At 70.7% G+C, this 25686-nt stretch carries 29 protein-coding genes and 4 tRNA genes; 19 read left to right on the top strand and 14 right to left on the bottom strand.

The genetic code is table 11. From position 1 onward, the window contains the following. Positions 1-15 precede the first annotated feature (15 nt). Positions 16-918, bottom strand: coding sequence for an EamA family transporter RarD (gene rarD / locus ACRAKI_RS34070; protein WP_447004568.1), 903 nt, complete (start codon positions 916-918; stop codon positions 16-18). Positions 919-1143: 225 nt separating this feature from the next. Here rarD and ACRAKI_RS34065 point away from each other — a divergent pair, with 225 nt between their 5' ends. Next, the gene (locus tag ACRAKI_RS34065) at positions 1144-3102 is read left to right on the top strand and encodes a sunset domain-containing protein (RefSeq protein WP_447004567.1); all 1959 of its coding nucleotides are present in this window, start codon (positions 1144-1146) and stop codon (positions 3100-3102) included. 107 nt (positions 3103-3209) lie between these two features. Here the strand turns inward: ACRAKI_RS34065 and ACRAKI_RS34060 are convergent, their stop codons facing one another. The 4 genes from ACRAKI_RS34060 to ACRAKI_RS34045 all read right to left on the bottom strand — a co-directional run bounded on the left by ACRAKI_RS34060 (position 3210) and on the right by ACRAKI_RS34045 (position 7602). Continuing rightward, entirely contained in the window at positions 3210-4265 is a 1056-nt protein-coding gene (locus ACRAKI_RS34060; RefSeq protein WP_447004566.1) for a 2-oxoacid:ferredoxin oxidoreductase subunit beta, read from the bottom strand. Continuing rightward, the gene (locus ACRAKI_RS34055) at positions 4262-6148 is read right to left on the bottom strand and encodes a 2-oxoacid:acceptor oxidoreductase subunit alpha (RefSeq protein ID WP_447004565.1); all 1887 of its coding nucleotides are present in this window, start codon (positions 6146-6148) and stop codon (positions 4262-4264) included. The genes ACRAKI_RS34060 and ACRAKI_RS34055 overlap by 4 nt, the downstream gene beginning before the upstream one ends. A gap of 222 nt (positions 6149-6370) precedes the next feature. Continuing rightward, entirely contained in the window at positions 6371-7150 is a 780-nt protein-coding gene (locus tag ACRAKI_RS34050; protein ID WP_447004564.1) for an enoyl-CoA hydratase, read from the bottom strand. 11 nt (positions 7151-7161) lie between these two features. After that, positions 7162-7602 (bottom strand): Lrp/AsnC family transcriptional regulator, encoded by a 441-nt coding sequence (locus ACRAKI_RS34045; RefSeq protein WP_033437001.1) that lies wholly within the window; start codon positions 7600-7602, stop codon positions 7162-7164. 75 nt (positions 7603-7677) lie between these two features. On the opposite strand from ACRAKI_RS34045, the gene ddaH reads away from it, so the two are divergent. Then, positions 7678-8556 (top strand): dimethylargininase, encoded by an 879-nt coding sequence (ddaH, locus tag ACRAKI_RS34040; RefSeq protein WP_447004563.1) that lies wholly within the window; start codon positions 7678-7680, stop codon positions 8554-8556. Positions 8557-8645: 89 nt separating this feature from the next. Here ddaH and ACRAKI_RS34035 read toward each other — a convergent pair whose 3' ends face one another. Continuing rightward, a complete protein-coding gene (locus tag ACRAKI_RS34035; RefSeq protein WP_447004562.1) occupies positions 8646-9215 on the bottom strand; it encodes a TIGR03086 family metal-binding protein in 570 nt (189 codons plus the stop codon). A gap of 62 nt (positions 9216-9277) precedes the next feature. Here ACRAKI_RS34035 and ACRAKI_RS34030 point away from each other — a divergent pair, with 62 nt between their 5' ends. Both ACRAKI_RS34030 and ACRAKI_RS34025 read left to right on the top strand, forming a co-directional pair. Further along, a complete protein-coding gene (locus ACRAKI_RS34030; protein WP_447004561.1) occupies positions 9278-10060 on the top strand; it encodes an AraC family transcriptional regulator in 783 nt (260 codons plus the stop codon). 80 nt (positions 10061-10140) lie between these two features. After that, positions 10141-10308, top strand: coding sequence for a hypothetical protein (locus ACRAKI_RS34025; protein WP_447004560.1), 168 nt, complete (start codon positions 10141-10143; stop codon positions 10306-10308). A gap of 21 nt (positions 10309-10329) precedes the next feature. On the opposite strand, the gene ACRAKI_RS34020 is transcribed toward ACRAKI_RS34025, so the two are convergent. Continuing rightward, entirely contained in the window at positions 10330-11367 is a 1038-nt protein-coding gene (locus ACRAKI_RS34020) for a LysR family transcriptional regulator (RefSeq protein WP_447004559.1), read from the bottom strand. 241 nt (positions 11368-11608) lie between these two features. On the opposite strand from ACRAKI_RS34020, the gene ACRAKI_RS34015 reads away from it, so the two are divergent. The 4 genes from ACRAKI_RS34015 to htpX are packed head-to-tail and all read left to right on the top strand — an operon-like array spanning position 11609 to position 13966. Further along, positions 11609-12028, top strand: a complete 420-nt coding sequence (locus ACRAKI_RS34015; protein WP_447004558.1) for an NADH-quinone oxidoreductase subunit B — start codon at positions 11609-11611, stop codon at positions 12026-12028. Next, the gene (locus tag ACRAKI_RS34010) at positions 12025-12612 is read left to right on the top strand and encodes an NADH-quinone oxidoreductase subunit C (RefSeq protein ID WP_447004557.1); all 588 of its coding nucleotides are present in this window, start codon (positions 12025-12027) and stop codon (positions 12610-12612) included. Before ACRAKI_RS34015 ends, ACRAKI_RS34010 begins: the two co-directional genes overlap by 4 nt. Continuing rightward, entirely contained in the window at positions 12605-13081 is a 477-nt protein-coding gene (locus ACRAKI_RS34005) for a 4Fe-4S binding protein (RefSeq protein ID WP_447004556.1), read from the top strand. Before ACRAKI_RS34010 ends, ACRAKI_RS34005 begins: the two co-directional genes overlap by 8 nt. Before the next feature lie 21 nt (positions 13082-13102). Continuing rightward, positions 13103-13966, top strand: coding sequence for a zinc metalloprotease HtpX (gene htpX / locus ACRAKI_RS34000; RefSeq protein WP_447004555.1), 864 nt, complete (start codon positions 13103-13105; stop codon positions 13964-13966). 3 nt (positions 13967-13969) lie between these two features. Here the strand turns inward: htpX and rfbA are convergent, their stop codons facing one another. Then, positions 13970-14842, bottom strand: coding sequence for a glucose-1-phosphate thymidylyltransferase RfbA (rfbA, locus tag ACRAKI_RS33995; RefSeq protein WP_447004554.1), 873 nt, complete (start codon positions 14840-14842; stop codon positions 13970-13972). Further along, positions 14839-15330 (bottom strand): YajQ family cyclic di-GMP-binding protein, encoded by a 492-nt coding sequence (locus ACRAKI_RS33990; RefSeq protein WP_447004553.1) that lies wholly within the window; start codon positions 15328-15330, stop codon positions 14839-14841. Before ACRAKI_RS33990 ends, rfbA begins: the two co-directional genes overlap by 4 nt. 123 nt (positions 15331-15453) lie before the next feature. Between ACRAKI_RS33990 and ACRAKI_RS33985 the strand changes: the two genes are divergently transcribed. Continuing rightward, a tRNA-Tyr gene (locus ACRAKI_RS33985) sits at positions 15454-15534 on the top strand. An 80-nt stretch (positions 15535-15614) separates the two neighbouring features. Next, a complete protein-coding gene (locus tag ACRAKI_RS33980; protein WP_447004552.1) occupies positions 15615-15887 on the top strand; it encodes a hypothetical protein in 273 nt (90 codons plus the stop codon). Between the two features lie 81 nt (positions 15888-15968). Here ACRAKI_RS33980 and ACRAKI_RS33975 read toward each other — a convergent pair whose 3' ends face one another. Next, positions 15969-16211 (bottom strand): hypothetical protein, encoded by a 243-nt coding sequence (locus ACRAKI_RS33975; protein WP_447004551.1) that lies wholly within the window; start codon positions 16209-16211, stop codon positions 15969-15971. Between the two features lie 267 nt (positions 16212-16478). On the opposite strand from ACRAKI_RS33975, the gene ACRAKI_RS33970 reads away from it, so the two are divergent. After that, on the top strand, positions 16479-16979 hold the full coding sequence (locus tag ACRAKI_RS33970; RefSeq protein ID WP_447004550.1) for a hypothetical protein: 501 nt from the start codon (positions 16479-16481) through the stop codon (positions 16977-16979). Here ACRAKI_RS33970 and ACRAKI_RS33965 read toward each other — a convergent pair. Continuing rightward, the gene (locus ACRAKI_RS33965) at positions 16976-17767 is read right to left on the bottom strand and encodes a GNAT family N-acetyltransferase (protein ID WP_447004549.1); all 792 of its coding nucleotides are present in this window, start codon (positions 17765-17767) and stop codon (positions 16976-16978) included. The two genes, ACRAKI_RS33970 and ACRAKI_RS33965, sit on opposite strands and share 4 nt — an antisense overlap. Before the next feature lie 38 nt (positions 17768-17805). On the opposite strand from ACRAKI_RS33965, the gene ACRAKI_RS33960 reads away from it, so the two are divergent. The 7 genes from ACRAKI_RS33960 (at position 17806) to ACRAKI_RS33930 (ending at position 22854) form a co-directional block, all read left to right on the top strand. Then, positions 17806-18624, top strand: coding sequence for a PhzF family phenazine biosynthesis protein (locus ACRAKI_RS33960; protein ID WP_447004548.1), 819 nt, complete (start codon positions 17806-17808; stop codon positions 18622-18624). A gap of 175 nt (positions 18625-18799) precedes the next feature. Further along, positions 18800-21403: a putative bifunctional diguanylate cyclase/phosphodiesterase gene (locus ACRAKI_RS33955; protein ID WP_447004547.1), complete on the top strand. Its 2604-nt coding sequence runs from the start codon at positions 18800-18802 to the stop codon at positions 21401-21403. 72 nt (positions 21404-21475) lie between these two features. Beyond that, a tRNA-Thr gene (locus tag ACRAKI_RS33950) sits at positions 21476-21548 on the top strand. A gap of 44 nt (positions 21549-21592) precedes the next feature. Further along, positions 21593-21665: transfer RNA gene (locus tag ACRAKI_RS33945), tRNA-Met, on the top strand. A gap of 77 nt (positions 21666-21742) precedes the next feature. After that, positions 21743-21907: a 50S ribosomal protein L33 gene (gene rpmG / locus ACRAKI_RS33940; protein ID WP_015105301.1), complete on the top strand. Its 165-nt coding sequence runs from the start codon at positions 21743-21745 to the stop codon at positions 21905-21907. A gap of 72 nt (positions 21908-21979) precedes the next feature. Next, complete coding sequence (locus ACRAKI_RS33935) at positions 21980-22429, top strand: FAS1-like dehydratase domain-containing protein (RefSeq protein ID WP_447004546.1); 450 nt, start codon at positions 21980-21982, stop codon at positions 22427-22429. After that, positions 22426-22854 carry a MaoC family dehydratase gene (locus ACRAKI_RS33930; protein ID WP_447004545.1) on the top strand — a complete coding sequence of 143 codons (429 nt, stop codon included), beginning with the start codon at positions 22426-22428 and terminating at the stop codon, positions 22852-22854. Before ACRAKI_RS33935 ends, ACRAKI_RS33930 begins: the two co-directional genes overlap by 4 nt. Before the next feature lie 33 nt (positions 22855-22887). Here the strand turns inward: ACRAKI_RS33930 and ACRAKI_RS33925 are convergent, their stop codons facing one another. The 3 genes from ACRAKI_RS33925 to ACRAKI_RS33915 all read right to left on the bottom strand — a co-directional run bounded on the left by ACRAKI_RS33925 (position 22888) and on the right by ACRAKI_RS33915 (position 25407). Then, a complete protein-coding gene (locus ACRAKI_RS33925) occupies positions 22888-23277 on the bottom strand; it encodes a hypothetical protein (protein ID WP_447004544.1) in 390 nt (129 codons plus the stop codon). A gap of 97 nt (positions 23278-23374) precedes the next feature. Beyond that, positions 23375-24010, bottom strand: a complete 636-nt coding sequence (locus ACRAKI_RS33920; protein ID WP_447004543.1) for an MmpS family transport accessory protein — start codon at positions 24008-24010, stop codon at positions 23375-23377. 155 nt (positions 24011-24165) lie between these two features. Further along, positions 24166-25407, bottom strand: coding sequence for a pyridoxal phosphate-dependent aminotransferase (locus tag ACRAKI_RS33915; protein ID WP_447004542.1), 1242 nt, complete (start codon positions 25405-25407; stop codon positions 24166-24168). 186 nt (positions 25408-25593) lie between these two features. Between ACRAKI_RS33915 and ACRAKI_RS33910 the strand changes: the two genes are divergently transcribed. Further along, a tRNA-Trp gene (locus ACRAKI_RS33910) sits at positions 25594-25666 on the top strand. Positions 25667-25686: the final 20 nt, after the last annotated feature.

Raw genomic sequence — 25686 nt, 5'->3', positions numbered from 1 at the left:
CGGCCCGGTTCCGCGTCAGGCCAGTTCGGGGGCGGGGACGGGGAGGCGGCGGCGGACCCGGACGGCGTCCACGGTGAAGACGGCCAGGGCGACCCAGACCAGTGCGAAGCCGAACCAGCGGGACGCGGGCATCGGCTCGTGCATCACGAACACGCCCCACGAGAACTGCAGCACGGGCGCCAGGTACTGCAGCATCCCCATGGTCACCAGCGGCACGAGCCGGGCGCCCGCACCGAACAGGATCAACGGGATCGCGGTCACCAACCCCGCCGACGCCACGATCAGCGCGTGGCCCCAGCCGTGCGAGGCGAACGTCCCGGCCGGCCCCAGCCAGATCAGGTAGCCCACCGCGATCGGCGCGAGCACCAGGCTCTCCGCCGTCACGCTCGCGGTCGCCTCCAGCGGCACGGTCTTCTTCAGCAGCCCGTACAGGCCGAAAGAGCACGCCAGCACCAGCGAGATCCACGGCAGCCTGCCGTAGTCCACCGCCAGCACGACGACGGCGGTGACGGCGATCGCGAGCGCCGCGTACTGCGGCAGCCGCAACCGCTCACGCAGGACGAACACCCCGAGCAGGACGCTCACCAGCGGGTTGATGAAGTACCCGAGGGCGGCCTCCACCACGTGCCCGGTGTTGACCGCGTGGATGTAGACGCCCCAGTTCACCGCGATCAGCACGGACGACGCCGCCACCATCGCCCAGCCACGCCGGGACAGCCTGCGGATACCCGCCCAACGGCCCAGCGCGGCGGTGATGACCGCCATCACGACCAGCGACCACGCGATCCGGTGGGCCAGGATCTCCACCGACCCGGCCGGTTGGAGCAGCGGCCAGTAGGCGGGCACGATGCCCCAGAGGAAGTAGGCGCCGACGCCGAAAGCGATCCCCCGGTTCGGGCGGTTGACCTCCGTCGTCACTGCGGAAGAGTGGGTCAACGGCGGCACAAGGGGTACTGTACGCGAGCCGTTTTGGCAGGTCAGTTGGTCCGACTGGCCTACTATCGAAGCGTGGCCGCAGGTCCGGCCGGCCCCACGCGCCGGACTGGCCGGTCAGGGTACTTTTGCACGGCTTCCCCAACCGGGTGAATATCCGGGAGCGGAGCGCGTCGGGGTGTGTGACAAGCAGCAGTGGGAGGGTCTCCCGTGGGTTCGCTCTTCGGACAGGTGTGGCTGTGGAGCCTGCTGTCCTTCGTGGCAGGTGCCGCACTGACCTGGTTGGTCCTGGTGCGCCCGGCCAAGCGGGAGCTGGAAGACCTGGAGGAACGCCTCCTCACGTCGCCGCGCCCCGCGTCATCCGCCGATGCGGCCCGTACCGCCGGGCCGACCGCCGTGCCGGCGGACGAGTTCGACAACTGGCACGTCGAGGCGTCGCGGTCGTTGGCGGACGAGGTGCTGACCCCGGAGCCGCCGCGGTACGAGGCCGCCGAGCGGGCGACTGAGGAGCGCACGACTGCCGAGCGGGTGACTGCCGATCGCGCGACCGCCGAGCGCATGACTGCCGAGCGGGCGAACGACGACCGGGCGAAGTACGAGGCCTCCCTGGAAGCGCCGCGCTACGACGTCGCCAACATGAAGCTCGACCAGCGGGACGCGCTGCTGGAGGAGCTGGACGACGAGCACCGGCCGCTCTCCGACTTCGAGGAGCAGCACGACTTCCCCGAGCACGACGCCGAGCCGCCGCGCAGCCTGTTCGAGCGGATGGCGCCGGAGGACGGCCACGACACGCGGAAGGCGCCGGAGCCGGATCACCGCCCGCGCCAGTACGCGTCCGACGACGACCCCGAGCTGCCCGCCGAGGCGACGACCGTGATGCCGGCCGTGCCCGCGGCGCCGGTCGCCGAGGTCGCGCCGCGACTGGAGGAGCCGACGGCCCCGCCGGAGGTGGCGGTCTTCCAGCCGCGCGAGGTGTGGCGCGAGGAGCCCGTCCAGGAGGTCTACGACGAGGACGAGGTCACCGAGGGCCACGAGGAGGAGGACGAGCCGGAGCGCCGGCCCTCGTCCGCCGAGGAGACGGCGCTCATCCCGGCCACCGCGCTGGCGCAGGCCATCGCCGAGGTGGACGGCCAGGCGGGCGGCGGGCGGCGGGACGAGCAGCAGGTGTGGCCCGAGCACGACCTGACCGGCCACTTCACGCCCGTCGACGTCGGGTCCGGCCGGGACGAGGAGTTCCGGGACGAGGAGTTCCGGGACGAAGGGCCTCGGACGGACGTCATGAAGGCCGTGGTCGACTCAGGTCCGGTGGAGACACGGCCCGAAGTCGAGGAGCCCGTCCAGCCCGAGTCGTTCCGCGCGCCCGAGCCCGCCGTCGCCGAGCCAGAGGTGGTGGCCGAGCCCGAGGTGGTCGAGGAGCCGCCGTTCCAGCCCACGTTCGTCCCCGCCGCGGACCTCCAGTCCCAGCCGGAAGCCCCGGAGCCCTGGGCCGCCGAACCGCGGCCCGCGGAAGCCCAGGCCGGGGAACCCGAGCCCGAGGCCGTCGAGCCCAAGGCAGCTGAGCACAAGAAGCCCGAGCCGAAGAAGGCCGAGCCGAAGACGGCCGAGCCCTCCCGGCCCCGCAGCCTGTTCGAGCCGCTGCCGGAATCCGAGCACGAGCAGGAGCCGGAGCCCGACCAGCCGCGCCCGAACCGGCCGCCGATCGGCGACGACCAGCCGTTCGTGCCGACGCTCTCGCCCGAACTGCTGGCCGGCAACCCCACCCCGCTGACCGCGAACGGCCTGCCGCAGCGCCCCACCCGCCAGGCGGGCGCCCCGCGCACGCCTCCGCCCGCCGCGCCCGCGCCGAAGCCCGCCACACCGCCGCCACCGCGCCCCGTGCGCCCGCGTCCGGTCGGTTTCAGCCCCAGCACGGGTGGCAGGCCCGCACCCGGCAGCACCCGCTTCCAGGGTCAGCAGGAGGGCTTCAACCCGCGTTCGCCGTTCGGGCCCGGCTCGGTGCTGCCGAAGTCCGACGGCCGGGCGCCCGCGCCGGAGTTCCAGGTGAAGGCGACCCTCACCGGCCGCCGCTACTTCACCGACGGGTCGGCGAACTTCCGCGAGACCCGCGCCGACGTCTGGTTCCGGACCACCGCGGACGCCGAGAAGGCGGGCTTCCGCCCGGCCCCGTGAGACCAGCCCTCCCGCAAGACCGAGCCCGACAGCTTCCCCGGGGAGGGAAAGCGAAGGACCCCTGTTCCGCCTCCCGGAACAGGGGTCCTCTGGTCTGGAAGAGCGGCTCAGCCGGCTACGGTCCAGGTGTCCTTGCCGTGCAGCAACGCGCCGAGGTCGGGCGTCTTCGCGGCCTTGGCCTGTTCGACCTGTTCGCGTGCTGCGTCGTCGTAGGTGGTGCGTGCGGTGTTGCGGAACACGCCGGTGACGGTGTGCTGGAGGTCCTGGGTGGACAGTCGTGACAGGGCGAAGGCGAGGTTGAGGTCGGTGGCGTCGTGCACGACGATGTCGTCGGGTCGGACGTCGGCGGTCTTGGCGACGCCCAGTCCGTAGCCGTCGCGGACGACGGCGTAGTCGCCGCGGCCGAAGGTGATGGGTTGGCCGTGGACGACGTTGATGATCCGCTGGGCGGCTTCTTCCTCGTCCTTGAGCACGTCGAACGCGCCGTCGTTGAAGATGGGGCAGTTCTGGTAGATCTCGACCAGTGCGGTGCCGCGGTGTTCGGCGGCCTGCCGCAGCACCTCGGTCAGCCCGGCCCGGTCGGAGTCCACGGCGCGGCCGACGAAGGTGGCCTCCGCGCCCAGCGCGAGGGACACGGGGTTGAAGGGGTGGTCCAGCGATCCGAGGGGGGTGGACTTGGTGACCTTGCCCTCCTCGGAGGTGGGCGAGTACTGGCCCTTGGTCAGCCCGTAGATCCGGTTGTTGAACAGCAGGATCTTGAGGTTGACGTTGCGGCGCAGGGTGTGGATGAGGTGGTTGCCGCCGATGGACAGCGCGTCGCCGTCGCCGGTGACGACCCACACCGACAGGTCGGGCCTGGCCACGGCGAGGCCGGTGGCGATGGCCGGGGCGCGTCCGTGGATGGAGTGCATGCCGTAGGTGTTCATGTAGTACGGGAACCGCGAGGAGCAGCCGATCCCGGACACGAACACGATGTTCTCGCGCTTGAGCCCGAGGGTGGGCAGGAACGACTGCACGGCGTTGAGCACCACGTAGTCGCCGCAGCCGGGGCACCAGCGCACTTCCTGGTCGGACTTGTAGTCCTTGGCCTTCTGCGGCTCGTCCGCGGTGGGCACGCCGACCAGGCCTCCCAGGGCCGGCAGTCCCAGATCCGTCGCCGTCATTCCGACACTCCCTTGATCACGTCGGCGAGCACGTCCTGAAGCTCCTCGGCCTTGAACGGCAGGCCCTGGACCTTCGTGTAGCTGATCGCGTCGACCAGGTACCTCGCCCGCAGCAGCAGGGCGAGCTGGCCGAGGTTCATCTCCGGCACGACGACCCGGTCGTAGCGGCGCAGCACCTCGCCCAGGTTCTCCGGGAACGGGTTGAGGTGGCGCAGGTGGGCGTGCGCGACCGGCATCCCGAGCTTGCGCACGCGGCGCGCGGCGGCGCCGATCGGCCCGTAGGAGGAGCCCCAGCCGACGACCAGGACGCGGGCGTCGCCGGTCGGGTCGTCCACCACGACGTCGGGGACCTCGATGCCGTCGATCTTGCGTTGGCGCAGCCGGACCATGTGGTCGTGGTTGGCCGGGTCGTAGGAGATGTTGCCGGTGCCGTCGGCCTTCTCCAGCCCGCCGATGCGGTGCTGCAGCCCGGCGGTGCCGGGCACGGCCCACGGGCGGGCCAGCGTCCGCGGGTCGCGCAGGTAGGGCCAGAACGTGCCGTCGGGGGCGTTGGGCTCGGTGGCGAAGGTCACGGTCAGGTCGGGCAGGTCCGCCACGTCGGGGATCAGCCACGGCTCCGAGCCGTTCGCGATCGCCCCGTCCGACAGCAGCAGCACCGGGGTGCGGTAGACCAGCGCGATCCGCGCGGCCTCCATCGCGGCGTCGAAGCAGTCCGAGGGCGACCGCGGCGCGACGACCGGGACCGGGGACTCGCCGTTGCGGCCGAACATCGCCTGCAGCAGGTCGGCCTGCTCGGTCTTGGTCGGCAGTCCGGTGGACGGGCCGCCGCGCTGCACGTCGATGATGATCAGCGGCAGCTCGGTCATCACGGCCAGGCCGATGGTCTCGGACTTCAGCGCCAGCCCCGGCCCGGAGGTCGAGGTGATGCCCAGCGCGCCGCCGTAGGAGGCGCCCAGGGCGGCGCCGATGCCGGCGATCTCGTCCTCGGCCTGCAGGGTGGTGATGCCGAAGTGCTTGTGCCGGGACAGCTCGTGCAGGATGTCCGAGGCCGGGGTGATGGGGTAGGTGCCCAGCACCACCGGCAGCCCGGACCGCTGCCCGGCCGCGACGATGCCGTAGGCCAGCGCGGTGTTGCCGGTGATCTGCCGGTAGGTGCCCCGGTCGAGCTTGGCGGGCGCGACCTCGTAGGTGACCGCGAAGGACTCGGTGGTCTCGCCGTAGTTCCAGCCCGCCCGGAACGCCAGCACGTTGGCCTCGGCGATGTCGGGCTTCTTGGCGAACTTCTCCCGCAGGAACCGCTCGGTGCCCTCGGTGGGCCGGTGGTACATCCACGACAGCAGGCCCAGGGCGAACATGTTCTTCGCCCGTTCCGCGTCCTTCTTGCCCAGCCCGGTGTCCTCCAGCGCGCCGATGGTCAGCGTGGCCATCGCGACCTTGTGCACCTGGTAGGTCCCGGTGAGGGTGTCGTCCTCCAGGGGGTTGGCCGCGTACCCGACCTTGGTCAGGTTCCGCTTGCTGAACTCGTCGGTGTTCACGATCAGGATCCCGCCCTTGGGCAGGTCCTCGATGTTCGCCTTCAACGCCGCCGGGTTCATCGCCACCAGCACGTCGGGGCGGTCGCCGGGGGTGAGGATGTCGTAGTCCGCGAAGTGCAGCTGGAAGCTGGACACGCCCGGCAGCGTGCCCTGGGGCGCCCGGATCTCGGCCGGGAAGTTCGGCTGGGTGGCGAGGTCGTTGCCGAACGCGGCGGCCTCGGAGGTGAACCGGTCACCCGTGAGCTGCATGCCGTCGCCGGAGTCCCCGGCGAACCGGATCACCACTCGGTCGAGTTTGCGGACCTCCGTGCCACTTGGCGCGGCGCCGTTACCAACATCGGTACTCATGTCCTACGCCGATCCCTTTCCTCACACCCACTCAGGGGCTGATGCCCCTCCCCCTTTGCGAGGGTAGTCGTGCCCGGCAACGTGCCGGTTTCAGCTGTACCACTGTGCGGGACGCTTCCTCCCACCTGGTGCGCAGGCGGTGAACTCCGCGGCAATCAGGTGGTACTCCTGCGGCCATGGGGCCGTACCCGCCGGTAACTGTTACCGGAAGTTACATGTACCTCAGGTCGTCTGTCCAGGTCGCTCCCGGCCGCTGATCCGCGCCTTCATGGCCGCGAGCCTGGCCTGGAACTCCGGGGTCCCGATCGAGGCCACCTGCGGTGCCAGTTCGGTGTCCACGGCCTGAGTGTGATCGGCCAGCGTGGCGGTGGTGCGCATCGACGCCTTGATGGTGCGGACCAGTTCGCGCGAAGCTTCGGCCGAAGGTCGCGCGAACCCCACCGCGGCGGCCACCAGTTCGTCGTGCCCGCCGTCGACCCGTGCCCAGGCCAGGCCGTGGGATACCGCCGTGTCGGCGCTCAAAACCTGGTCGAACAGCGTCATCGCGGTCGCGGTCTGCGGGCCGACGAGCCGTTGCAGCATCCACGTCATGCCGCCGCCGGGGTGGATGCCCAGCTGGAGGAACCGCGCGTCGAACTTCGCCTTGTCGTTCACGAGCCGCACGTCACACGCCAGCGCGAGGTTGAGGCCCGCGCCGACGGCCGCGCCGCCGACCGCCGCGATCGTGGGCAGCGTGCACCGGGCCACCGCCAGGAACCCGGCGTAGATGCGCCGCAGGCCCTGTTCCCGGGCCTCTCCCAGCGCGGTCAGGTCCGCGCCCGCGCAGAACGCCGGTGGGGTGCCCGTGACGACCACGGCGTGCACGTCCGCGTCGTCCTCGCAGGTCTTCACCGCTGACGCGAGCTGGTCGGAGAGGTCGACCGTGAGCGCGTTGCGGCGTTCGGGGTCGTGCACGGTGATGACCGCCACGCGGTCGGAGCGTTCGAGGAGCACTTCGGCCATGCGCGCAGACTCTAAGGGGCCTGTGGTCGGTCCAGGAGGCGGGACAGGACCACCGTGGAGACGGTCCGGTCGATGATCTCGACGGCCCGCAGCCGTTCCAGCGCGGTCTCCAGGTGGTGGATGTTCGCCGCGCGCAGGTGCACGATCGCGTCCGCCGCGCCGGAGACGGTGTAAGCGGCCCTGACCTCGGCCATCGTCTCCAACCGCTGCTGGATGTCGTGCGGCGCCACGTTGCCGCGGCAGTGCACCTCCACGAACGCCTCGGTGCCCCAGCCCAGCTGCTCCGGGTCCACCACGGCCGTGAAGCCGCGCAGCACCCCCGTGTCCAGCAGCTTGTCCACGCGGCGCTTCACCGCGGGGGCCGAGAGCCCGACCTCCTTGCCGATGTCGGCGTAGCTGGAGCGGGCGTTGGCCATGAGGCGCGAAATGATTCGCTGGTCGATCGTGTCCACACGCAACATACTGCCCTAGAAGACGCAATATCGCGGCGTTGTTCGATGGTCAGATGGCAATCTACATTTCGATCCATGACCTCGGTTTCCTTCGCGGGCCCCGGTGACGAGCCGATCGTGCTCGAAGTCGCCACGCCCGCCGCGCAGGTGCGTGTGCCGACCACCCGTCGGTACCTCATGTGCCCACCCGCGTACTTCACGGTGGAGTACGTGATCAACCCGTGGATGGACCCCACGGAGCCGATCGACACGTCGCTGGCGATGGCGCAGTGGACGGCCCTGAAGGAGACCTACGAGCGACTCGGCCACCACGTGTCGGTGATCGAGCCGCAACCCGGCCTGCCGGACATGGTGTTCTCGGCCAACTCCGGCACCGTCATCGACGGCAAGGTCCTCGGCTCCCGCTTCCGCGCGCCCCAGCGCGCCGCGGAGGCCGAGCACTTCCGGCGGTGGTTCCTGGAGAACGGCTACGGCACGGTCGTGATGCCCGAGCGGACCAACGAGGCCGAGGGCGACTTCATCTGGACCGGCAAGCACCTGTTGGCGGGTACGGGGTTCCGCACCGACCCGCTGGCGCACTCGGAGGCGCAGGAGGCGCTGGGCGTCCCGGTCATCTCCCTGCAGCTCACCGACGCCCGGTACTACCACCTGGACGTGGCCCTGTTCGTCCTGGACGAGGACCTGGTCGCGTACTACCCGGAGGCCTTCTCGCCGGGCAGCCTCAAGGTCCTCCGCCGACTGTTCCCCGACGCCGTCATCGCGACCGCCGAGGACGCCGCGTGCCTGGGCCTCAACGCGGTCTCCGACGGCCGGCACGTGATCCTGCCGGTGGAGGCGACGTCCCTGGCCGACCAGGTGGCCCGGCGCGGCTTCGAGCCGGTGTTCGTGGACATCTCGGAACTCCGCAAGTCCGGCGGCGGCCCGAAGTGCTGCACGATGGAGCTGCGGGACTGATCTTCCGCGTGCTGGTCAGCCCGGCCCCGCCGTGCTGACCAGCCACGACACCGCCAGTCGACCTCCCGCGCAGCGCTGGAGGACCTCGCCTACGGCGTGCGGCCGGTGAGGCCGACGATCCGGTCGATCAACGGGGCGTCCGCCGGCACCGGCACCTCCGGCCCGTAGAGGCCCATGTCACGCCCCATCGGCGCGGTCGCGGCCAGGTCGGCGAGCACGAACTCCAGCAGCCCGTCGTCCCAGGTCGGCGACTGCCCGGTGGCGCGCGCCAGGTCCCACGTGTGCACGACCGTCTCGCCCACCACCATCGCGCCGATCACCTCGGCCGGCATCTCCTCCGTGCCGGCCACCGACGTCGTGCCCGTCCACGCCGACGGCTCGCCCCACGCGGTCGCCGTGGACCGGAAGTGGGCGCTGAGGTCGGCGGACCAGTCGCCGGTGGTCAGGTCCACCTGGAACTCGGACTCCGCCGCCGGCGCCACCTGCTGCTTGCGCGCGGCGCCGGCCAGGGACGGTCCCCAGAACAGCAGGTGGTTCACGAGCTTGCGGACGTCGAACCGCTCGCACGGCGTCTGCGCGTCCGACTGGTCGGGCTTGATGTTCTCGACGACCTCCAGCGCGGTCGCCACGGCCTGGTCGATCATCTGCTCACGGGACATGCGGCCACCCTAGGGACGGCCGTCGCCGGTGTATTGAACAAAGGCGACATACCCTCGCCGACGTGATCCGGGACGAGCGAGAGCTGGCCTGGCGGCGGCACCAGCGCCACGAGTTCCTCCGGCCGTCACCCGACCTGGCCGGGCTGGTGGCCCGCTGCTGGCTGGTCGAGTGGCGGTACGACCGGCCGTACCGCCAGCTGATCCTGCCGTACCCGAACGTCCACCTGACGTTCCGCGCCGGCGCCGCCCCCGAGGTGCACGGCGTCTCCAGCGGGCACGTGGTCAAGGAACTCGACGGTGAGGGCCGGGTCTTCGGAGTCGCCTTCCACCCCGGCGTCTTCCGCGCGTTCCTCGGCGCACCCGTCCAGTCGATCACCGACCGGTCGATCCCCGCGACGAGCGTCTTCGACGGCGTGCCCGACCGCGCGGACGTCGCCGCGGTCGAGGACCTGCTCCGCCGCAACCTCCCCGAACCCGACCCGAAGGCGCGGCAGGCGGCGGAGATCGTGGACCTGGTCGTCGCCGACCCCCGGATGACGAGGGTCGACGTGCTGGCCGACGAGGTGGGCACGAGCGTCCGCCAACTCCAGCGGCTGTTCGCCGAGCACGTGGGGGTGGGCCCGAAGTGGGTCATCCGCCGCTACCGGCTGCACGAGGTCACCCAGCGGATGGAGGCGGGCGGCCGGATCGACTGGGCCGACCTCGCCGCGGACCTCGGATACGCGGACCAGCCGCACTTCGTCCGGGATTTCACCACCACGTTCGGTGAGACCCCCACTCGGTACGCCGAGCGGTACGGGGCCCAGACCGCCGAACGCAGCGAGGGCGCCGCCCGTCACCCATAGGGTTGATCTCCCTAGCGGGCCGACCCCTGTCGGTGCTCCGATCGACGGCACTCGCTGTCGACCAAGGTAGGGAGCGCGCCATGAACGACCTGGACGCCCAGCGCCCGTCGCCCCGACCGCAGCAGGAGCAGGAGGAACCCGTGGAACGCCAGAAGCCTGAGGTCCCGAAGCAGCTCACCGGCACGCAGTGGCTGGTGCGCCAAGCCCAACGGCGCCGCGAGGAGCGCCCGTCCGACACGGCGCGTTAAGCCGGTGGGGACTGGCCCGGTCTAGTCCGACACCTCACGCTGGAACGCCGCCCAGAGCAGGTTCAACGGGTGGTCGGCCGGGAACTTCGCCCGCTCCTCCTTGCGGGCGAAGACCCCGACCAACCGCTCCAGCTGCGGCTTCCGGTCGTTCTTCAGCTCGACCACGCGCAGCCCGGACCCCTCGCGCAGCTCGTTGTTCGCGGCCACCACGCCCAGGCCCGACGTGACGATCATGCAGCCCTCCACCAGCCCGGACCGCAGCAGCGACATGCCGTACTGGATCTCGTCGATCTCCGCCGCGATGTCCAGCTCGTTGCGGTACTCCGGGCCGAACCACCCGCGCAGGAACTCCGCGATCAGCCCGTCACCCGGCACCACCAGCGGCAGCTTCGGCAACTCCCCGGTGCCGACGCTGGTCCCCAGCCGGCTCTCCGGCAGGTTCGTCAGCAGCGCCAGCCCTCCGCGCCGCCACTCGATCACGTCGAAGTCCTCGAACCCGTTGTTCCGACCCGCGTGCGTCACCACGCTGCCGCACACGATGTCGACCTCCTTCGACTCCAGGCTCGTCCAGATGTCCTTCGTGCGGATGTGCACGACCTTCAGCTCCACGTCCCGCCGCCGGAAGTCGTCCGCCACGTGGTGCCACGCCTTGGCGAGCGGGTCGAGCATGAACCGCGTCGTGCCGACCGTGAGCGTCGTGCCGAGCTTGCGCCGGCACTCGTGAATCGAATCGAGCCACTTGGTCAACGTCGTGCGCGCCAATTCGACCAACGCCTCACCGGTCGGTGTGATCAGCACATCTTTTCCCCGGCCCTGCTTGACCACGAGCGGCTCACCGCACAGCGACTTGAAGTTGCGGTTGAGCGTGTCTATCTGCTTCTGCACACTCGACTGCTCGCGGCCGAGCACCCGTGCCGCGCGCAGTGCCGACCGGGTCTCGTACACCGCGATCAACGTCCTGAGCTGGTCCAACGTGGTGTCCAGCAGCAGCGGCGAGGCGTGCAGGAGCCTGCTCAGCTGGTTTCCCACCGGCAGGAGCAGTTGGGCCGAGGTCGACATGCAGGGCCTCTCGGGTCGGTGCGTGATGTTCTACCGGTTAGTTGTACTGAACTTGACCGCAGTTCGTGGTGAAATTATCCGAAGATCTTGTCCGCTTTCCCTGGACAGGTATACGCGATCCGTAAGAGACTTCCCCCGCAACCGGGTGCGTGTTCACTTGGGCGCAATCAGGGGGGTATTGGGGGGTTGGGGGCCCGCCGGGCAGCAGCCCGACGGGCCCCCACGTATTAGCCTCACCCGGGTGACGGTTTCCACCTTGGACTGGGGCACGACGTACCGGGTCACCGTGCTCGACCTCGGCCTCGCCTGCTGCGGCGTCGAGGTGATGGCCGCACTGGAGGGCCACCGCCCGGAACACCTCGAAGCCCTGGGGGTCGATCCGGTGCACTCGGCGGGCGAGGCGCACGTCCTCGTCGTCTCCGGCACGGTCACCGACGTCATGTTGCCCGCGGTGATCGCGACGTACCAGGAGATGCCGGAACCGCGTTACGTGATCTCAGTCGGCGCGTGCAGCAACACCGGTGGCCCCTACTGGGACTCCTACAGCGTCACCAAGGGCATCGACCAGGCACTGCCCGTGCACGTCGCCGTCCCCGGCTGCCCGCCGCGGCCCGAGGCGCTGCTCGACGGGCTCGCCGCGCTGCACCGGATGGTGTCGTGAGCGCCGCGTCCGAGGCGCTCGCCGCCCGCATCCCCGACGCCCGGCCCAAGACGGCGTTCGGCCAGACCACCGCGCACGTCGAGCTGACCGCGTGGTCGGAAGCCGCCCGTTACGCCCACGACGACCTGGGCTGCACGCAGTTCGACTGGCTCGGCGTCGAGGACGCGGGACGTCCGGGCGCCGCCGGCCAACGGCACGCCGTGCTGCTGCACGTGATCGACCCCGAGAGCGGCGACGGCGTGCTGCTGCGCACCGAACTCGGCCCCGACGACGCGCTGCCCAGCGTCGCCGCGCACTGGGCGGGAGCGGCGTGGCACGAGCGCGAGGCCGTGGAGATGTTCGGCATCGCCCTCGCCGACACCGACGCCGCCCACCTGCTGCTCCCGGACAGCTTCAGCGGCCACCCGCTGCGCAAGGACTTCGTGCTGGCCTCGCGGGTCGTGCGCCCGTGGCCCGGCAGGCTCGAACCGGGCGAGGACGGCACGTCGTCGCCCAGCCGCAGGCGTGCCGCGCCGCCCGGCGTGCCCGACCCGTCCTGGGGACCGCGATACGAAGGCGACCGACCGGAGGACACCCGTGGCTGACCTGCCCCCGCGCACCCGTGGCGTCATCGCGCTGCTGGAGGCCAACTGCACGGTGTGCATGATCTGCGCCCGCGAGTGCCCCGACTGGTGCATCCACATCGACTCGCACACCGAGGTGGAGGAGTCGGCCGGCTCGGCCCGCCCCCGTGCCCGCAACGTGCTCGACCGGTTCGCCATCGACTACGGCCAGTGCCTGTACTGCGGCATCTGCGTGGAGGCGTGCCCGTTCGACGCCCTGCACTGGGCGCCGGACTTCTCGTACCCCGGCACGGGCGGCCCGGAGGGCGACGGCGCGGTCGCCGAACTCGTGCACGAACGCGACGTCCTGGGCACGTGGGTCGCCCAGGTGCCACCTCCGCCGCCCCTCGACCCGGCCGCCGAACCCGCGCCGGAGACCACCGCCGGCCGCCCGGGACGCCTGGGTTCCGGAACCACGCGCAGGCCAGGCGCGTTGAGGGAGGGGAAGTAGGACAGCCGGAGGCGAGACGACGTGCACAAGCACTACAACGCGCTGAAGACCGCGTTGCTGCTCGGTGCCATGGGCGGGCTGATCGTGGGGATCAGCTCGCTGTTCGGGCGAACCGCCCTGGTCATCGGCCTGGTCGTGGCGCTGGGCGTGAACGCCTACGCGTACTTCAGCTCCGACAAGCTCGCGTTGCGCGCCATGCGGGCGCGGCCCGTGTCCGAGGTCGAGCAGCCCGCGATGTACCGGATCGTGCGCGAGCTGGCCATGGCCGCCCGCCAGCCCATGCCCCGGCTCTACCTCAGCCCCACGATCGCCCCGAACGCGTTCGCCACCGGCCGCAACCCGCGCAACGCCGCCGTGTGCTGCACGACCGGGATCCTGGAACTGCTGGACGAGCGCGAGCTGCGCGCCGTCCTCGGGCACGAGCTGTCGCACGTGTACAACCGCGACATCCTGATCTCGTGCGTGGCGGGCGCGCTGGCCAGCGCCGTCAGCATGCTGGCGAACCTGGCCATCTTCGCGAGCGTCTTCGGCGGCGACGGTGACGAGGACCGGCCCAACCCGTTCGCGATGCTGCTCATCGCCGTGCTCGGCCCCATCGCCGCGGGCATCGTGCAGATGGCCGTGAGCCGGTCCCGCGAGTACCAGGCCGACGCGTCGGGGGCCGAGCTGACCGGCGACCCGCTGGCGCTGGCCTCGGCGTTGCGGAAGATCGACCACGGCACGCGCGCCGCGCCGCTGGCCCCCGAACCGGCGGTGGTCGCGCAGTCGCACCTGATGATCGCCGGCCCGTTCCGGCCGGGGGAGCACCTGGCCAGGCTGTTCTCCACCCACCCGCCGATCGCGGACCGCGTGCGCCGACTGGAGGAACTGGCCCGCAGGTCCTGACCTCTAGCGGCCTTCCAGTGCGACGTTCATCACGTACTGGCCGTAGCCGGACTTCGCCAGCTTCTCGCCCAGCGTGTAGCACTGGTCCGCGGTGATGAAGCCCATCCGCAGCGCGATCTCCTCCAGGCACGCGATGCGCACGCCCTGCCGGTGCTCCAGCACCTGGACGAACTGGCCGGCCTCCAGCATCGAGTCGTGCGTGCCGGTGTCCAACCAGGCGAAACCGCGGCCCAGGTCCACCAGGCGCGCCCGGCCGTCACGCAGGTAGGCCAGGTTGACGTCGGTGATCTCCAGCTCGCCGCGCGACGACGGCTTCAGCGACCGGGCGATGTCCACGACCGCGTTGTCGTAGAAGTAGAGGCCGGTGATGGCCTTGTTGGACTTCGGCTGCGCGGGCTTCTCCTCGATGCTGACGAGCCTGCCGTCCGCGTCGATCTCGCCCACGCCGTAGCGCTCCGGGTCCTTCACCGGGTAGCCGAACAGCACGCAGCCGTCCAGCGTGGCGGCGTTGTGCTGGAGGACCTTGGAGAAGCCGTGGCCGTAGAAGATGTTGTCGCCCAGGACCAGCGACACGTCGTCCTCGCCGACGAAGTCGGCGCCGATGACGAACGCCTCGGCCAGCCCGTTCGGGTGGGCCTGCTCGGCGTACTCGATGCTCAGGCCGAACTGCGAGCCGTCACCGAGCAGCCGCCGGAAGAGCGGCAGGTCGATCGGTGTGGAGATGAGCAGGATCTCCCGGACGCCGGCGAGCATCAGCACCGACAGCGGGTAGTAGACCATCGGCTTGTCGTACACCGGCAGCAACTGCTTCGACACGGCCTGCGTTATCGGGTGCAGGCGCGTGCCGCTGCCGCCGGCGAGGACGATCCCCTTCACCGGTAGTTGGTGAACTGGAGCGCGATACCGAAGTCGGAACCCTTGAGCAGGGCGATGACGTCCTGCAAGTGGTCCTTCTTCTTGCCGGAGATGCGCAGCTGGTCGCCCTGGATCTGCGCCTGCACGCCCTTGGGCGCTTCGTCGCGGACCTTCTTCGCGATCTCCTTGGCCTTCTCGCTGGTGATGCCCTGGACCAGGGTGCCGGTCACCTTGAACACCTTGCCGGAGAGGGCGGGGTCGCCGATCTCGAAGGCCTTCATCGAGATGCCCCGCTTGACCAGCTTCTCCTGGAAGACGTCGATCGCGGCGCGGCAGCGCTCCTCGGTCTCGGACTGGAAGGTGATGGCCTCCTCGCCCGCCCAGGCCACCGAGGTCTCCGTGCCGCGGAAGTCGAACCGCGTGCTCAGCTCCTTGGCGGCCTGGTTGAGCGCGTTGTCGACTTCCTGGCGGTCGACCTTGCTCACCACGTCGAACGACGGATCTGCCACGTGCCCGGTACCTCCGCGTCTGTGGGTCTGGAACCGACCGGAAGCCTACCGGGGTATCCCGGTTGCGCACGGCCCCACGGGCTTATGTATTGTCTCCACCGCACCCGGCACCACCGGGGGCGGGGCGGGTTGCCCGAGCGGCCAATGGGAGCGGACTGTAAATCCGTCGCGAAAGCTACAGAGGTTCGAATCCTCTACCCGCCACACCACCGAGAAGTCCCCGTGACCAGTCAGCACCGGTCACGGGGACTTTCTCGTCTCAAGGGATAGGCCTGGACCCGGGGGTGAGGTCGTGCAGGCTTGGTATTTCGCTCTCGGTCGGTGACGACAGGTACTTCCGGGGCAACACGGGATACGCCGACGTGCACGTGCTGTTCGACCGTGGGCTGGTGGCCGTGGACCCGGCCACCGCGCAGGTCTGCGTGGCGCCGGTACTACAGGTCCAGGAGTCGTACGCACCACTGGGCGGTCGAACCACGACCTTGGCCGGAGTGGACCTGGCCGCGGTGCGGGAGCACTTCGACGTGGCCGCCACCACCTGGGGCCGACGTAGGTGAGGCCGGCGCGCAAGCGCTTCCTCTCGCTTGCGTGCCGGCCTCGCGATGCAGCATAACTCATATCGAACGCTTGTTCGAGAGTTAGGCGATCGCGGCTCTTCCCTCGTCGGTCAGCTCGGCGTCCGCGCGCTCGTCCAGGCGCACCGCTCGACGCGCCCTCAACAGCCCCGCGCGCACCAGGTCGTGCGTGACCGTCTGGTCGCAGCACGGCAGCCCGTCCACGTAGAGGTCCGGCTCACGTCCCCCGGACAGCTGACCCCTACCGGCGGCAACGGCGCGGAGCATGGCTTTGGCCCGGCCGGACAGCTCCTTCACGACAATCACGGCGACCCCCTCGCCCGTCCTTCCCGTTCCTGCTTCCTCGTCCTGTAGGAGGTCTAGACCCACGCTTCGAGTACCCCGTCGAGAAGACTTCACCCGTGTGGACGAGGCATCCCCACTCTGCCCCGGAGAGCCGTCCGGACCACGACGCCACGCCGACCGGTTGGGCCGATCAGCCCAACCGAACTACCCCTGACCGGCCGGCGCTCGGATCGACCCGCTGCCGCCGATCGGTCCAGACCTCCCCGCCGCAGCCCCGAGACTGCTGACATGAGCGAAATCCTCATCGCCGTCACCGCCCTGGCGGCCGGCGTCGCCCTCGGCCTGGTCGTCCGCTTCACGGGACGGCGTCGCTCGTCCACCCGGACCCGGCGCACGACCGCGCGCGAACTGCTCCACGCCGCCGACGACCTGGAGTACGGGCTGAACACCGTGCTCGACTTCGGCCCGCTGTCCCAGTCCGAACTGGCCTCGGTCGACCTGCCGGCGAAGCTCGACCGCGTCGCCTCGACCGGTGAGGTGGCGAAGTCGGTGCTGGCCACGCTCAAGACCCACACCGAGAAGATCGCCCTGCACCCCTACCCGGAACAGAGCGACCTGCTCGCCGCGGTCCGGGAGGACGAGGCCGCGGTGTGGCTGGCGCTGCGCGACGCGATCGGCAGCGGCGCGGCGCAGCGGCTGGCGGCCACGGAGGCCCGGCGGCTGCTGGACGAGATCCGTGCCGGGCTGCGGCACGAGGCCAAGGCGGCGGGGGAGCTCGTCCGGGTCTAGCGCGCCGGACGCCGCTGCCAGGTCGTCCACAGCGGCCGGTAACCGTGCGAGTACCAGAACGGCGTGGACAGCGGGTTGGGCAGGGCGTGGTGCAGCAGGGTCACGCCGACGCCCGCCTCGTCCAGCAGGCCGTGCGCGTGGTCGGCCAGCGCCGCGCCGATCCCGCCGCCACGCGCGTCCTCCCGCACCCCCAGCAGCCCGAGGTAGGCCACCGGCCGCACGGACGTCCGGCCGGCGATCCAGTCGGAGTGCCCCGGCAGGTCGTAGTACAGGAACCCGACGACCTCGCCCTCGCTCTCCGCCAGCCACGCGCACGGCTCCGAGCGCCCGAGCACCTCGGTGATGTGCTCGCGCAACCGGTCCGGGGTCGACGGCCGGGTGGTGACCATGCCGAACCGGCTGTCGTACCGCGTGGTCTCCACGTTCAGCTCCACCGCGGCGTCCAGGTCGTCGTGCGTCAACGGTCGGACCTTCACCGTCGAACCGCCGTCGTGCCCACGTCCGGGCAGCCGGGCGGCGATCGCCAGCAGCGGCGCGAAGCCGTGCCGGACCAGCGTGTGCGCGGCGTCGACCGCACGACTGGGCACGGTCACCAGCGCGGCGGTGTCGTGGTCACCGGTTCCGGTCAACGGCCAGTGGCGCAGTTGGTCGTCCAGGTCGGCGTCGGGATGCCACTTCAGGGCGTGCGTGCGCAACGCGCCCCAGCTCGCGTTCAGGTCGTCCTCGGACAGCTGGGTGAACGAGTACGGGTCGTCCACGGGCGGGAAGTGGGGCAGCAGCGAGTCCACACCTGAAGCTAACCCGCACGGCAACTAGATTGCCCGCCGTGGAGATCTACGTGGTCGACGCCTTCACCGACCGGGCGTTCGCGGGCAACCCGGCGGGCGTGGTGCTGCTGGAAGGCCCGGTGGACGACGCGTGGATGCAGTCCGTCGCCGCCGAGATGAAGCACGCGGAGACGGCGTTCGTGCGGGTCGACCACGAGGACCCGCTCCCGCTGCGCTGGTTCACGCCGGTCGCGGAGGTCGACCTGTGCGGCCACGCCACCCTCGCCGCCGCGCACGTGCTCGGCAGCCACGCCTTCCGGACCCGCAGCGGCGTGCTCACGTGCACCGCCGAGGACGGCTGGGTGGAGATGGACTTCCCCGCGGACCCGGCCGAGCCGATCGAGTCGTCCGAGCCGACCGCCGGGAGCGACGCGACCGGGGCGACCGCCGAGACCGGGACGGCCGCCGCCCTCCGCGCCGCGCTGCCGGGCGTCACGATCCGGGCCGCCGCGCGGGCCGTCAGCGACGTCCTGGTCGAAGCCGCCTCCGCCGCCGAGGTCCGCGCCGTCCGCCCGGACTTCGACGCGGTGGCCGCCGTGCCCGGCCGCGGTGTGATCCTCACCGCACGCGGCGACCGCCCCGGACTGGACGTCGTCAGCCGCTGCTTCTACCCCTCCTACGGGGTCCCGGAGGATCCCGTAACCGGTTCCGCCCACTGCACGCTCGCCTCGTGGTGGTCGCCCAGGCTCGGCCGCGCCGACCTGCTGGCGGAGCAGGCGTCCAGCCGAGGCGGGCTGGTCCGGACCACCCTCGACCGAGATCGGGTGCGGCTCGCCGGGCAGGCCGTGACGGTGATCAGGGGCCGACTGATCGTGTGAGCCGATCTGTTACTTCTCGTGGCAATCCGCTACTCGACCTGCCATTTCATCCCCCGACCGGGGTACATTGGCCTCCTTGGAGGGGTCCTGGTCGGTGTTCGGGACCCCTCAGTCACGCTCGGAGCACGTAGGCCGCGACCCGGCCGACCGCGACGACGGCCGACGAGGAGGCTGGATGTCCGACCACGTGTCGGCCACGGCGCCCAACGCGCCGACCCGGTCCACGAACCGCGCGTTCAGCGTGTTCGCGGGCCTGCTCCTGGTCGCCGGCGTCCTGACCGCCATCGCCGTCGGCATGTGGCTGCCCGACACCTCCCCGGACGTCGACCGGCTGTGGACGACCGGACCGCTGCTCGTCATCGGGTTCCTGCTCGCCGAGCAGTTGGCGATCAACGTCGACGTGCGCAGCGGTGTCGCCTGGACGATCTCGTTCACCGAGATCCCGCTCGTGCTCGGCCTGCTGGTGGCGCCGTTCGAGATCGTCCTTGCCGCGCACGTCGTCGCGGGCGTCGGCACCCTGCTCGGCCGCCGCGTGCTGGACCGCGCCGTCTACAACGCGGGCCTGATGTTCATGGAGATCTCGGTGGCCTTCGCGGTCGCCGAGTGGATCAAGCGGCTGCTGGGCTCGGAAGGGCCGTTCTGGGCGGGCGCGTTCGTCGGCACCATCGCGGTGCCGCTGCTGGCCAGCGTGCTCGGCCTGACCGCGTTGCGGATCATGGGCAAGGGCATGCGGGTCGCGCCGAGCCTGCGCCTGGTGCTCCAGACGCTCGTGGTCGCCCTGCTGAACACGTCCGCCGGGCTGGCCGGCTACGAGATCGTCGACAAGGCGCCGTGGGGCGGCCTGCTGATCGGCCTGGTCTTCCTCGGCATCACCGCCATCTACCTCGCCTACTCGGGTCTGCTGCGCGAACAGCGCGACTTGGAGGCGCTGAGCGAGGTCTCGCTGCGGGTGGCCCGCTCCGGCAGGCACGCCACCGGACCGCGCGGCACCGCCCCGGACGACGGGGAGGGCAGCGAGGACGACGAGTGGCAGCTCATCGCCGAGCGCATCCGCGAGCAGTTGAACGCGAACCGGGTCGTGCTGAGGCTGCGCACCGACCCGCAGGCGCCGATGCGCACGCTGGTCGCGGGCGAGCCGCTGTCGCCGGGCATGCGCCGCGACGACCCGCGCGTGCTGCGCGAGGACGCGATGCTCCAACTGCCCGGCAACTCGGTGCGCTACTACCGCATCGTGGACGCGGGCGAAGAGGTCTCCGAGGCGCTGTCCCGCCGTGACGCGCAGGAAGCGCTGGTCGTGCCGCTGCGCGGGGCGACCCAGCTGCTCGGCGCGGTCGAGGTGCACGACCGGCTCAGCCGGTGGCGCGGCTTCGGCAAGGCCGACATCCAGCTCCTCCGCACGCTCGCCAGCCACCTCTCCACCGCCGTGGACAACCGGCGGCTGCTCGCCCGGCTGCGCCACGACGCCTACCACGACCCGCTGACCGGCCTGCTCAACCGGCCCGGCTTCCGCGAGGCCGCGAACGAGCCGATGCGCCAGGCGGACACCGCCGTCGTGGTCCGGATCGACCTCGACGTGCTGTCCACGGTCTCCGACGCGCTCGGCCAGGCGTGGGGCAACCGGATGGTCGTCGCCGCCGGACGACGGCTGCGCGACGAACTGGGACCCGAGGCGCCGCTGGCAAGGCTGGAGGGCGGCGCGTTCGCCGCGCTGCTGCTGGACCGGCAGGCCGAGCGCATCCAGGAGATCGCCGAACGGCTGCGCGCGGCGCTGTCCGTGCCGTACCCGGTCGACCGGCTCACCGTCGAGGCGGGCGCGGTCGTCGGCTGGGCCACCACGGCGGACTGCGAGGTCGAGGAGCCGGATCCGGACGCACTGCTCCAACGCGCCGACGTGGCGGTGCGGGCGACCAGCGAGAACGAGCCGCTGCGCCAGTACGCGCCGAGCATGGGCCAGATCTTCCTGCGCCGCTTCCAGCTGGTCACCCAGTTCCGGTCGGCGCTGGAGAACGGCCAGATCTCCGTGCACTACCAGCCGAAGGTGGCCCTGCCGAGCCGCCAGGTCGTCGGCGCGGAGGCGCTGGTGCGCTGGAAGCACCCCGAGTTCGGCCGGGTGGACCCGGACGAGTTCGTGCCCGCCGTCGAGGCCACCGGGCTGATCGACGTGCTGACCGACTTCGTGATGGACAAGGCGCTGGCCCGGGTGCGCCGCTGGATCGACCGCGGGCTGCGGATGTCCATCGCGGTGAACCTGTCCGTGCGGACGCTGGCGGACGAGGGGTTCCCGGACCGGGTGGCCGCCGCGCTGGCGCGCCACGAGGTGCCGCCGGAGCTGCTGACGTTCGAGCTGACGGAGTCCGGCGTGATGGCGGACCCGGAGCGCGCGCTACCGGTGCTGCGGCGGCTGCACGCGATGGGCGTCGTGCTGGCCGTGGACGACTTCGGCACCGGCTACTCGTCGCTGGCCTACCTGCGGCAGCTGCCGGTGGACGAGGTGAAGATCGACAAGAGCTTCGTGCTCGGCATGGGCACCGACCTCGGCGACATGGCGGTGGTCCGCTCGATCGTGGAACTGGGCCACTCGCTGGGGCTGATCGTGGTCGCCGAGGGCGTCGAGGACGACGCGGCGCGCGACCAGCTGGTCGGCATGGGCTGCGACATCGCGCAGGGCTACCTGATCTCCAGGCCGCTGTCGGAGGACCGGTTCGAGGCGTGGCTGCGGGCGCGCACGGTGCAGGTCAGGGGTGCCAGGGATGAGACGGTGCTCACGTTGGTGCACTGAGCGGGCACCCCGATTTCCTTCCCGTGGCAGCCCTGTTGTAGAGTTCTCCTCGCTGCAAGAGCGCGACAGCAAGCCCCTTTAGCTCAGTCGGCAGAGCGTCTCCATGGTAAGGAGAAGGTCTACGGTTCGATTCCGTAAAGGGGCTCAACAACCGGCCGCGGTGCTCAAGCATCGCGGCTGCGTTGTCTCAGCGGTGTAGCTCAGTTGGTAGAGCAAGCGGCTCATAATCGCTGTGTCGCCGGTTCAAGTCCGGCCACCGCTACTCAGCAGGATCCCCGCCAGGCGGTAAGCCCGCACTGGGGAATCGGGGCTGGCGAGCTCTAGGAAGGCAAGGAACCCGTGGCTGCAACCGACGTACGCCCCAAGATCACCCTCGCGTGCGAGGAGTGCAAGCACCGGAACTACATCACCAGGAAGAACCGGCGCAACGACCCGGATCGCCTGGAGATCAAGAAGTTCTGCCCGAACTGCAAGACCCACCGCGCTCACAAGGAAACCCGCTGAGCCGGTAGTCGCACTTCCGACGAGGCCCGTCCCGGAAACCGGGGCGGGCCTCGTCGCGTATAACCTCTTCGGGTGCCACTCGACCAGTCGTTCGCCGGACGTTCGTACCCGCCGTCGCCGCCCTACGAGGTCGGCCGCGAGAAGATCCGCGAGTTCGCCGACGCGGTCGGCGCGACGAGCCCGGTGCACCGCGACCCGGACGCCGCACGCGCGGCCGGGCACAAGGACGTCATCGCGCCGCCCACGTTTGCTGTCGTGCTGTCCCTGAAGGTCAACGACCTGCTGATCGACGACCCGGACCTGGGCCTCGACTACGGCCGCGTGGTGCACGGCGACCAGTCGTTCGTCCACCACCGCCCGATCACGGCCGGCGACCGGCTCCGGGTGGAGCTGCACGTGGACGACGTGACGGCCCGGATGGGCAACGACATGCTGGCGCTGCGCGCCGAGATCACCACCGAGGACGGCGAGCCGGTGACCACCGCGAAGTCCACGCTGGTGGTCCGGGGGGAGAACGCGTGATCACCGCATCGGAAGTCTCCGTCGGCGACGAGCTGCCGCCGCTGTCGGTCCGCGTGACCCGCGCCGACCTGGTCCGGTACGCGGGCGCGTCCGGCGACTTCAACCCGATCCACTGGAATGAGCGGTTCGCCCGCGAGGTCGGCCTGCCCGGCGTGATCGCGCACGGGATGCTCACCATGGGCCTGGCCGGCCGGATCGTCACCGAGTGGACGGGCGACCCCGGCGCCGTCGTGGAGTACGGCGCGCGCTTCAGCAGGCCCGTACCGGTGCCTGACGACGACGAGGGCGCGTTGATCGAGGTGACCGGGAAGGTGGCGAAGGTCCTGGAGGACGGGACGTTCAAGGTCACCGTGACGGCGTCGTTCGAGGGCAAGTCCGTGCTCGGGGGCGCGTCGGCCCGCGTGCGGCTGCCCCAGGGCCTCTAGGAACCCTTCAGGGGCCCTTCGGGAGCCGCCCACCTAGAAACCGCACAGCGCGCTGGTGTGGGGGCCGGTGGCGGTGGCCGAACGCCGCACGGCGTCGGCCACTCTCACCTCGCACGCCACGTTCCCTCCGCCCGGCCCGATGGTGACCGTGAGCACGCCGTGGTCGGGTTCGTCGGGGGCGATGATCTCGATGCGCCAGGGGAGCGTGCTCAGCTCCTCCTGGCGCGTCTCGTCGCCGGCGAAGGTCGAGTAGGTGATGGTGACCCCGGTCACCGAGCCGCTGACGTGGTAGACGACCCGGACCGGCGGGTCCGGCGAGTCGGTCAGCAGGACGAGCACGAGCGCGCCGAGCACGAGCGCCACCGAGGCCGTGATCACCAGCCACCTGCGGTCCGGACGCTCGCTTAGGTCGGACTCCGTCATGCGCTGCGCTCCTTGGGTGAATATCCGTGCGGCTGAATAGACCATCGGTGTAGTTCTACCGACGGTTACTCACCTCACCCAAAGGAGTTACGCGGCGTCAGAAGTTCGAGCAGCTCGCCAGCGCGTGCGGACCGGTGCCGGTCGCGGTCTTCTTCTCGACGCCGTCCACGGTGATCTTGCACGTCACGGTGCCGCCCTCGGCGCCGGTCATGACCGTCAGCGTGCCGCCGGTGAAGAGGCCCTTGACGGTGAACTCCTTGGTCCACGGGAACGACGTGACGTCCTCGTCGTTGGTGGAGGACCCGCCGTCGCTGAACGTGGAGTAGTTGACGGTCGCCGACGGCGCGTCACCGGTGATCTCGTAGACCAGCACGGACTCCTTGTTGGACTGCGCCTCCAGGTCCGCGATCACGTCCGTGGCGTCGGACGCGGCCTTGGTGAACACCGCCGCCCACAGGATGGAGATCACGAGGCCCACCACGGACAGCGCGATGCCCGCGATGGCGAGGCCCTTGTTGTTGGCCCGGCCCTTGTTGGCCTTCGACAGCCCCACCAGGCCGAACACCAGCCCGAGGATCACGAGCGGCCACGCGATAACGCCGATGATCGGGATGAAGCTGAACAGGAGGCCCAGGAGGCCGAGCACGAAACCGGCGGTGCCGAGGCCGTTCTCGGGCGGGGGCGGCGGCACGGGCTGCTGGTACTGCATCACCGGCGGCTGGGGGTAGGACATGGATTCTCCTGTCGGGGGCGGCTCCTGGAGCGAGCCGGACCTCCGATCCATCGTGGTGCTACCCAAACCATTACCGGCCGTGATTGAACTGTGTCCGAAGACGACGAAAGGCACCCCCGATCGGGCGCCTTTCGTCACTGCCTGTTGATCTTGCGCTACTCGACCTCGGCCAACAGCTCGGCCATCCGGGTCACGCCCGTCTTCAGGTCGTCGTCGCCCAACGCGTACGACAGCCGCAGGTAGCCGGGCGTGCCGAACGCCTCACCGGGCACCACGGCCACCTCGGCGTGCTCCAGGACCAGCGCGGCGAGCTGCACCGTGTCGGTGATCTCGACGCCGCGCAGCTTCTTGCCGACCAACGCCTTCACCGACGGGTACACGTAGAACGCGCCCCTCGGCGTCGGGCACTCCACGCCGGGGATCGCGGACAGCAGGTCGACGATCGCGCGCCGACGCCGGTCGAACGCCTCGCGCATCTCGTGCGCCGCGTCCAGCGGCCCGGACACGGCCTCCAGCGCGGCCCGCTGCGACACGTTGGCCACGTTCGAGGTCAGGTGGGACTGGAGGTTCGCGGCGGCCTTCACGACGTCCGCCGGGCCGATCATCCAGCCGACCCGCCAGCCCGTCATCGCGTACGTCTTCGCCACGCCGTTGAGGACGATCGTCCGGTCCGCCATCGCTGGCACGGCCACCGGCAGCGACACCGACTCGGCGCCGTCGTACACCAGGTGCTCGTAGATCTCGTCGGTGATCACCCAGAGCCCGTGCTCCAGCGCCCACTCGCCGATCGCGGTGATCTGCTCGCGGGTGTAGACCGAGCCGGTCGGGTTCGACGGCGAGCACAGCAGCAGCACCTTGGTCTTCGGGGTGCGCGCCGCCTCCAGCTGCTCCACCGTGACCAGGTAGTCGGTCGACTCGTCCGCGGTGACCTGCACCGGCACGCCGCCCGCCAGCGTGATCGCCTCGGGGTACGTGGTCCAGTACGGCGCCGGGAGCAGGATCTCGTCGCCCGGGTCCACGATCGTCGCGAACGCCTGGTAGACGGCCTGCTTGCCGCCGTTGGTGATCAGCACCTGCGCGGCGGTCACCTCGTAGCCGGAGTCGCGCTTCGTCTTCGCGGCTACGGCCTCCCGCAGCTCCGGCAGGCCGGCGGCGGGCGTGTAGCGGTGGTTGCGCGGGTCCGCGCACGCGGCCTGAGCGGCGGCGACGATGGCGTCAGGGGTCGGGAAGTCCGGTTCGCCCGCGCCGAAACCGATCACCGGTCGGCCCGCGGCCTTGAGCGCCTTCGCCTTCGCGTCGACCGCGAGGGTGGCGGACTCGGCGATGCCGGCGATCCGCTTCGAGATTCGCGGGTGCTCGGAGGTACTGGTCCCGGTGGTCGTTTCAGGCTTGCCCATGGCCCCAATCGTGGCAGACGGCACATCGGACTCGGCCTCCGGCACCCCCTCTGACCGGGTCAGTTGGAAGGAGTGCCCCTTGGTGCCGTATGCTTCCGGTCTTGGAACGTCCAGTCGCTGCCTCGCGAGCCACGTGAGGAGGGTGCGGGGCGTCTCCAGCCAGGGGGTTCTGGTCCAGAACCTCAAAGGGGTGTAGCTCAACTGGCAGAGCAGCGGTCTCCAAAACCGCAGGTTGCAGGTTCAAGTCCTGTCGCCCCTGCGTCGAAGCGCGATGGTTGA

Source organism: Saccharothrix isguenensis, assembly GCF_052936305.1.
Note: the sequence above shows the minus strand (reverse complement) of the source record. Positions and strands in the feature narration are given on the sequence as shown.

Bases quoted from the DNA above. Each gene is read 5' to 3' on its own strand.
- ACRAKI_RS34060 (WP_447004566.1), bottom strand. From the start codon at position 4,265: ATGACGGCGACGGATCTGGGACTGCCGGCCCTGGGAGGCCTGGTCGGC.
- ACRAKI_RS34055 (WP_447004565.1), bottom strand. From the start codon at position 6,148: ATGAGTACCGATGTTGGTAACGGCGCCGCGCCAAGTGGCACGGAGGTC.
- ACRAKI_RS34050 (WP_447004564.1), bottom strand. From the start codon at position 7,150: ATGGCCGAAGTGCTCCTCGAACGCTCCGACCGCGTGGCGGTCATCACC.
- ddaH (WP_447004563.1), top strand. From the start codon at position 7,678: ATGACCTCGGTTTCCTTCGCGGGCCCCGGTGACGAGCCGATCGTGCTC.
- ACRAKI_RS34035 (WP_447004562.1), bottom strand. From the start codon at position 9,215: ATGTCCCGTGAGCAGATGATCGACCAGGCCGTGGCGACCGCGCTGGAG.
- ACRAKI_RS34025 (WP_447004560.1), top strand. From the start codon at position 10,141: ATGAACGACCTGGACGCCCAGCGCCCGTCGCCCCGACCGCAGCAGGAG.
- ACRAKI_RS34020 (WP_447004559.1), bottom strand. From the start codon at position 11,367: ATGTCGACCTCGGCCCAACTGCTCCTGCCGGTGGGAAACCAGCTGAGC.
- ACRAKI_RS33970 (WP_447004550.1), top strand. From the start codon at position 16,479: ATGAGCGAAATCCTCATCGCCGTCACCGCCCTGGCGGCCGGCGTCGCC.
- ACRAKI_RS33955 (WP_447004547.1), top strand. From the start codon at position 18,800: ATGTCCGACCACGTGTCGGCCACGGCGCCCAACGCGCCGACCCGGTCC.
- ACRAKI_RS33925 (WP_447004544.1), bottom strand. From the start codon at position 23,277: ATGACGGAGTCCGACCTAAGCGAGCGTCCGGACCGCAGGTGGCTGGTG.
- ACRAKI_RS33920 (WP_447004543.1), bottom strand. From the start codon at position 24,010: ATGTCCTACCCCCAGCCGCCGGTGATGCAGTACCAGCAGCCCGTGCCG.
- ACRAKI_RS33915 (WP_447004542.1), bottom strand. From the start codon at position 25,407: ATGGGCAAGCCTGAAACGACCACCGGGACCAGTACCTCCGAGCACCCG.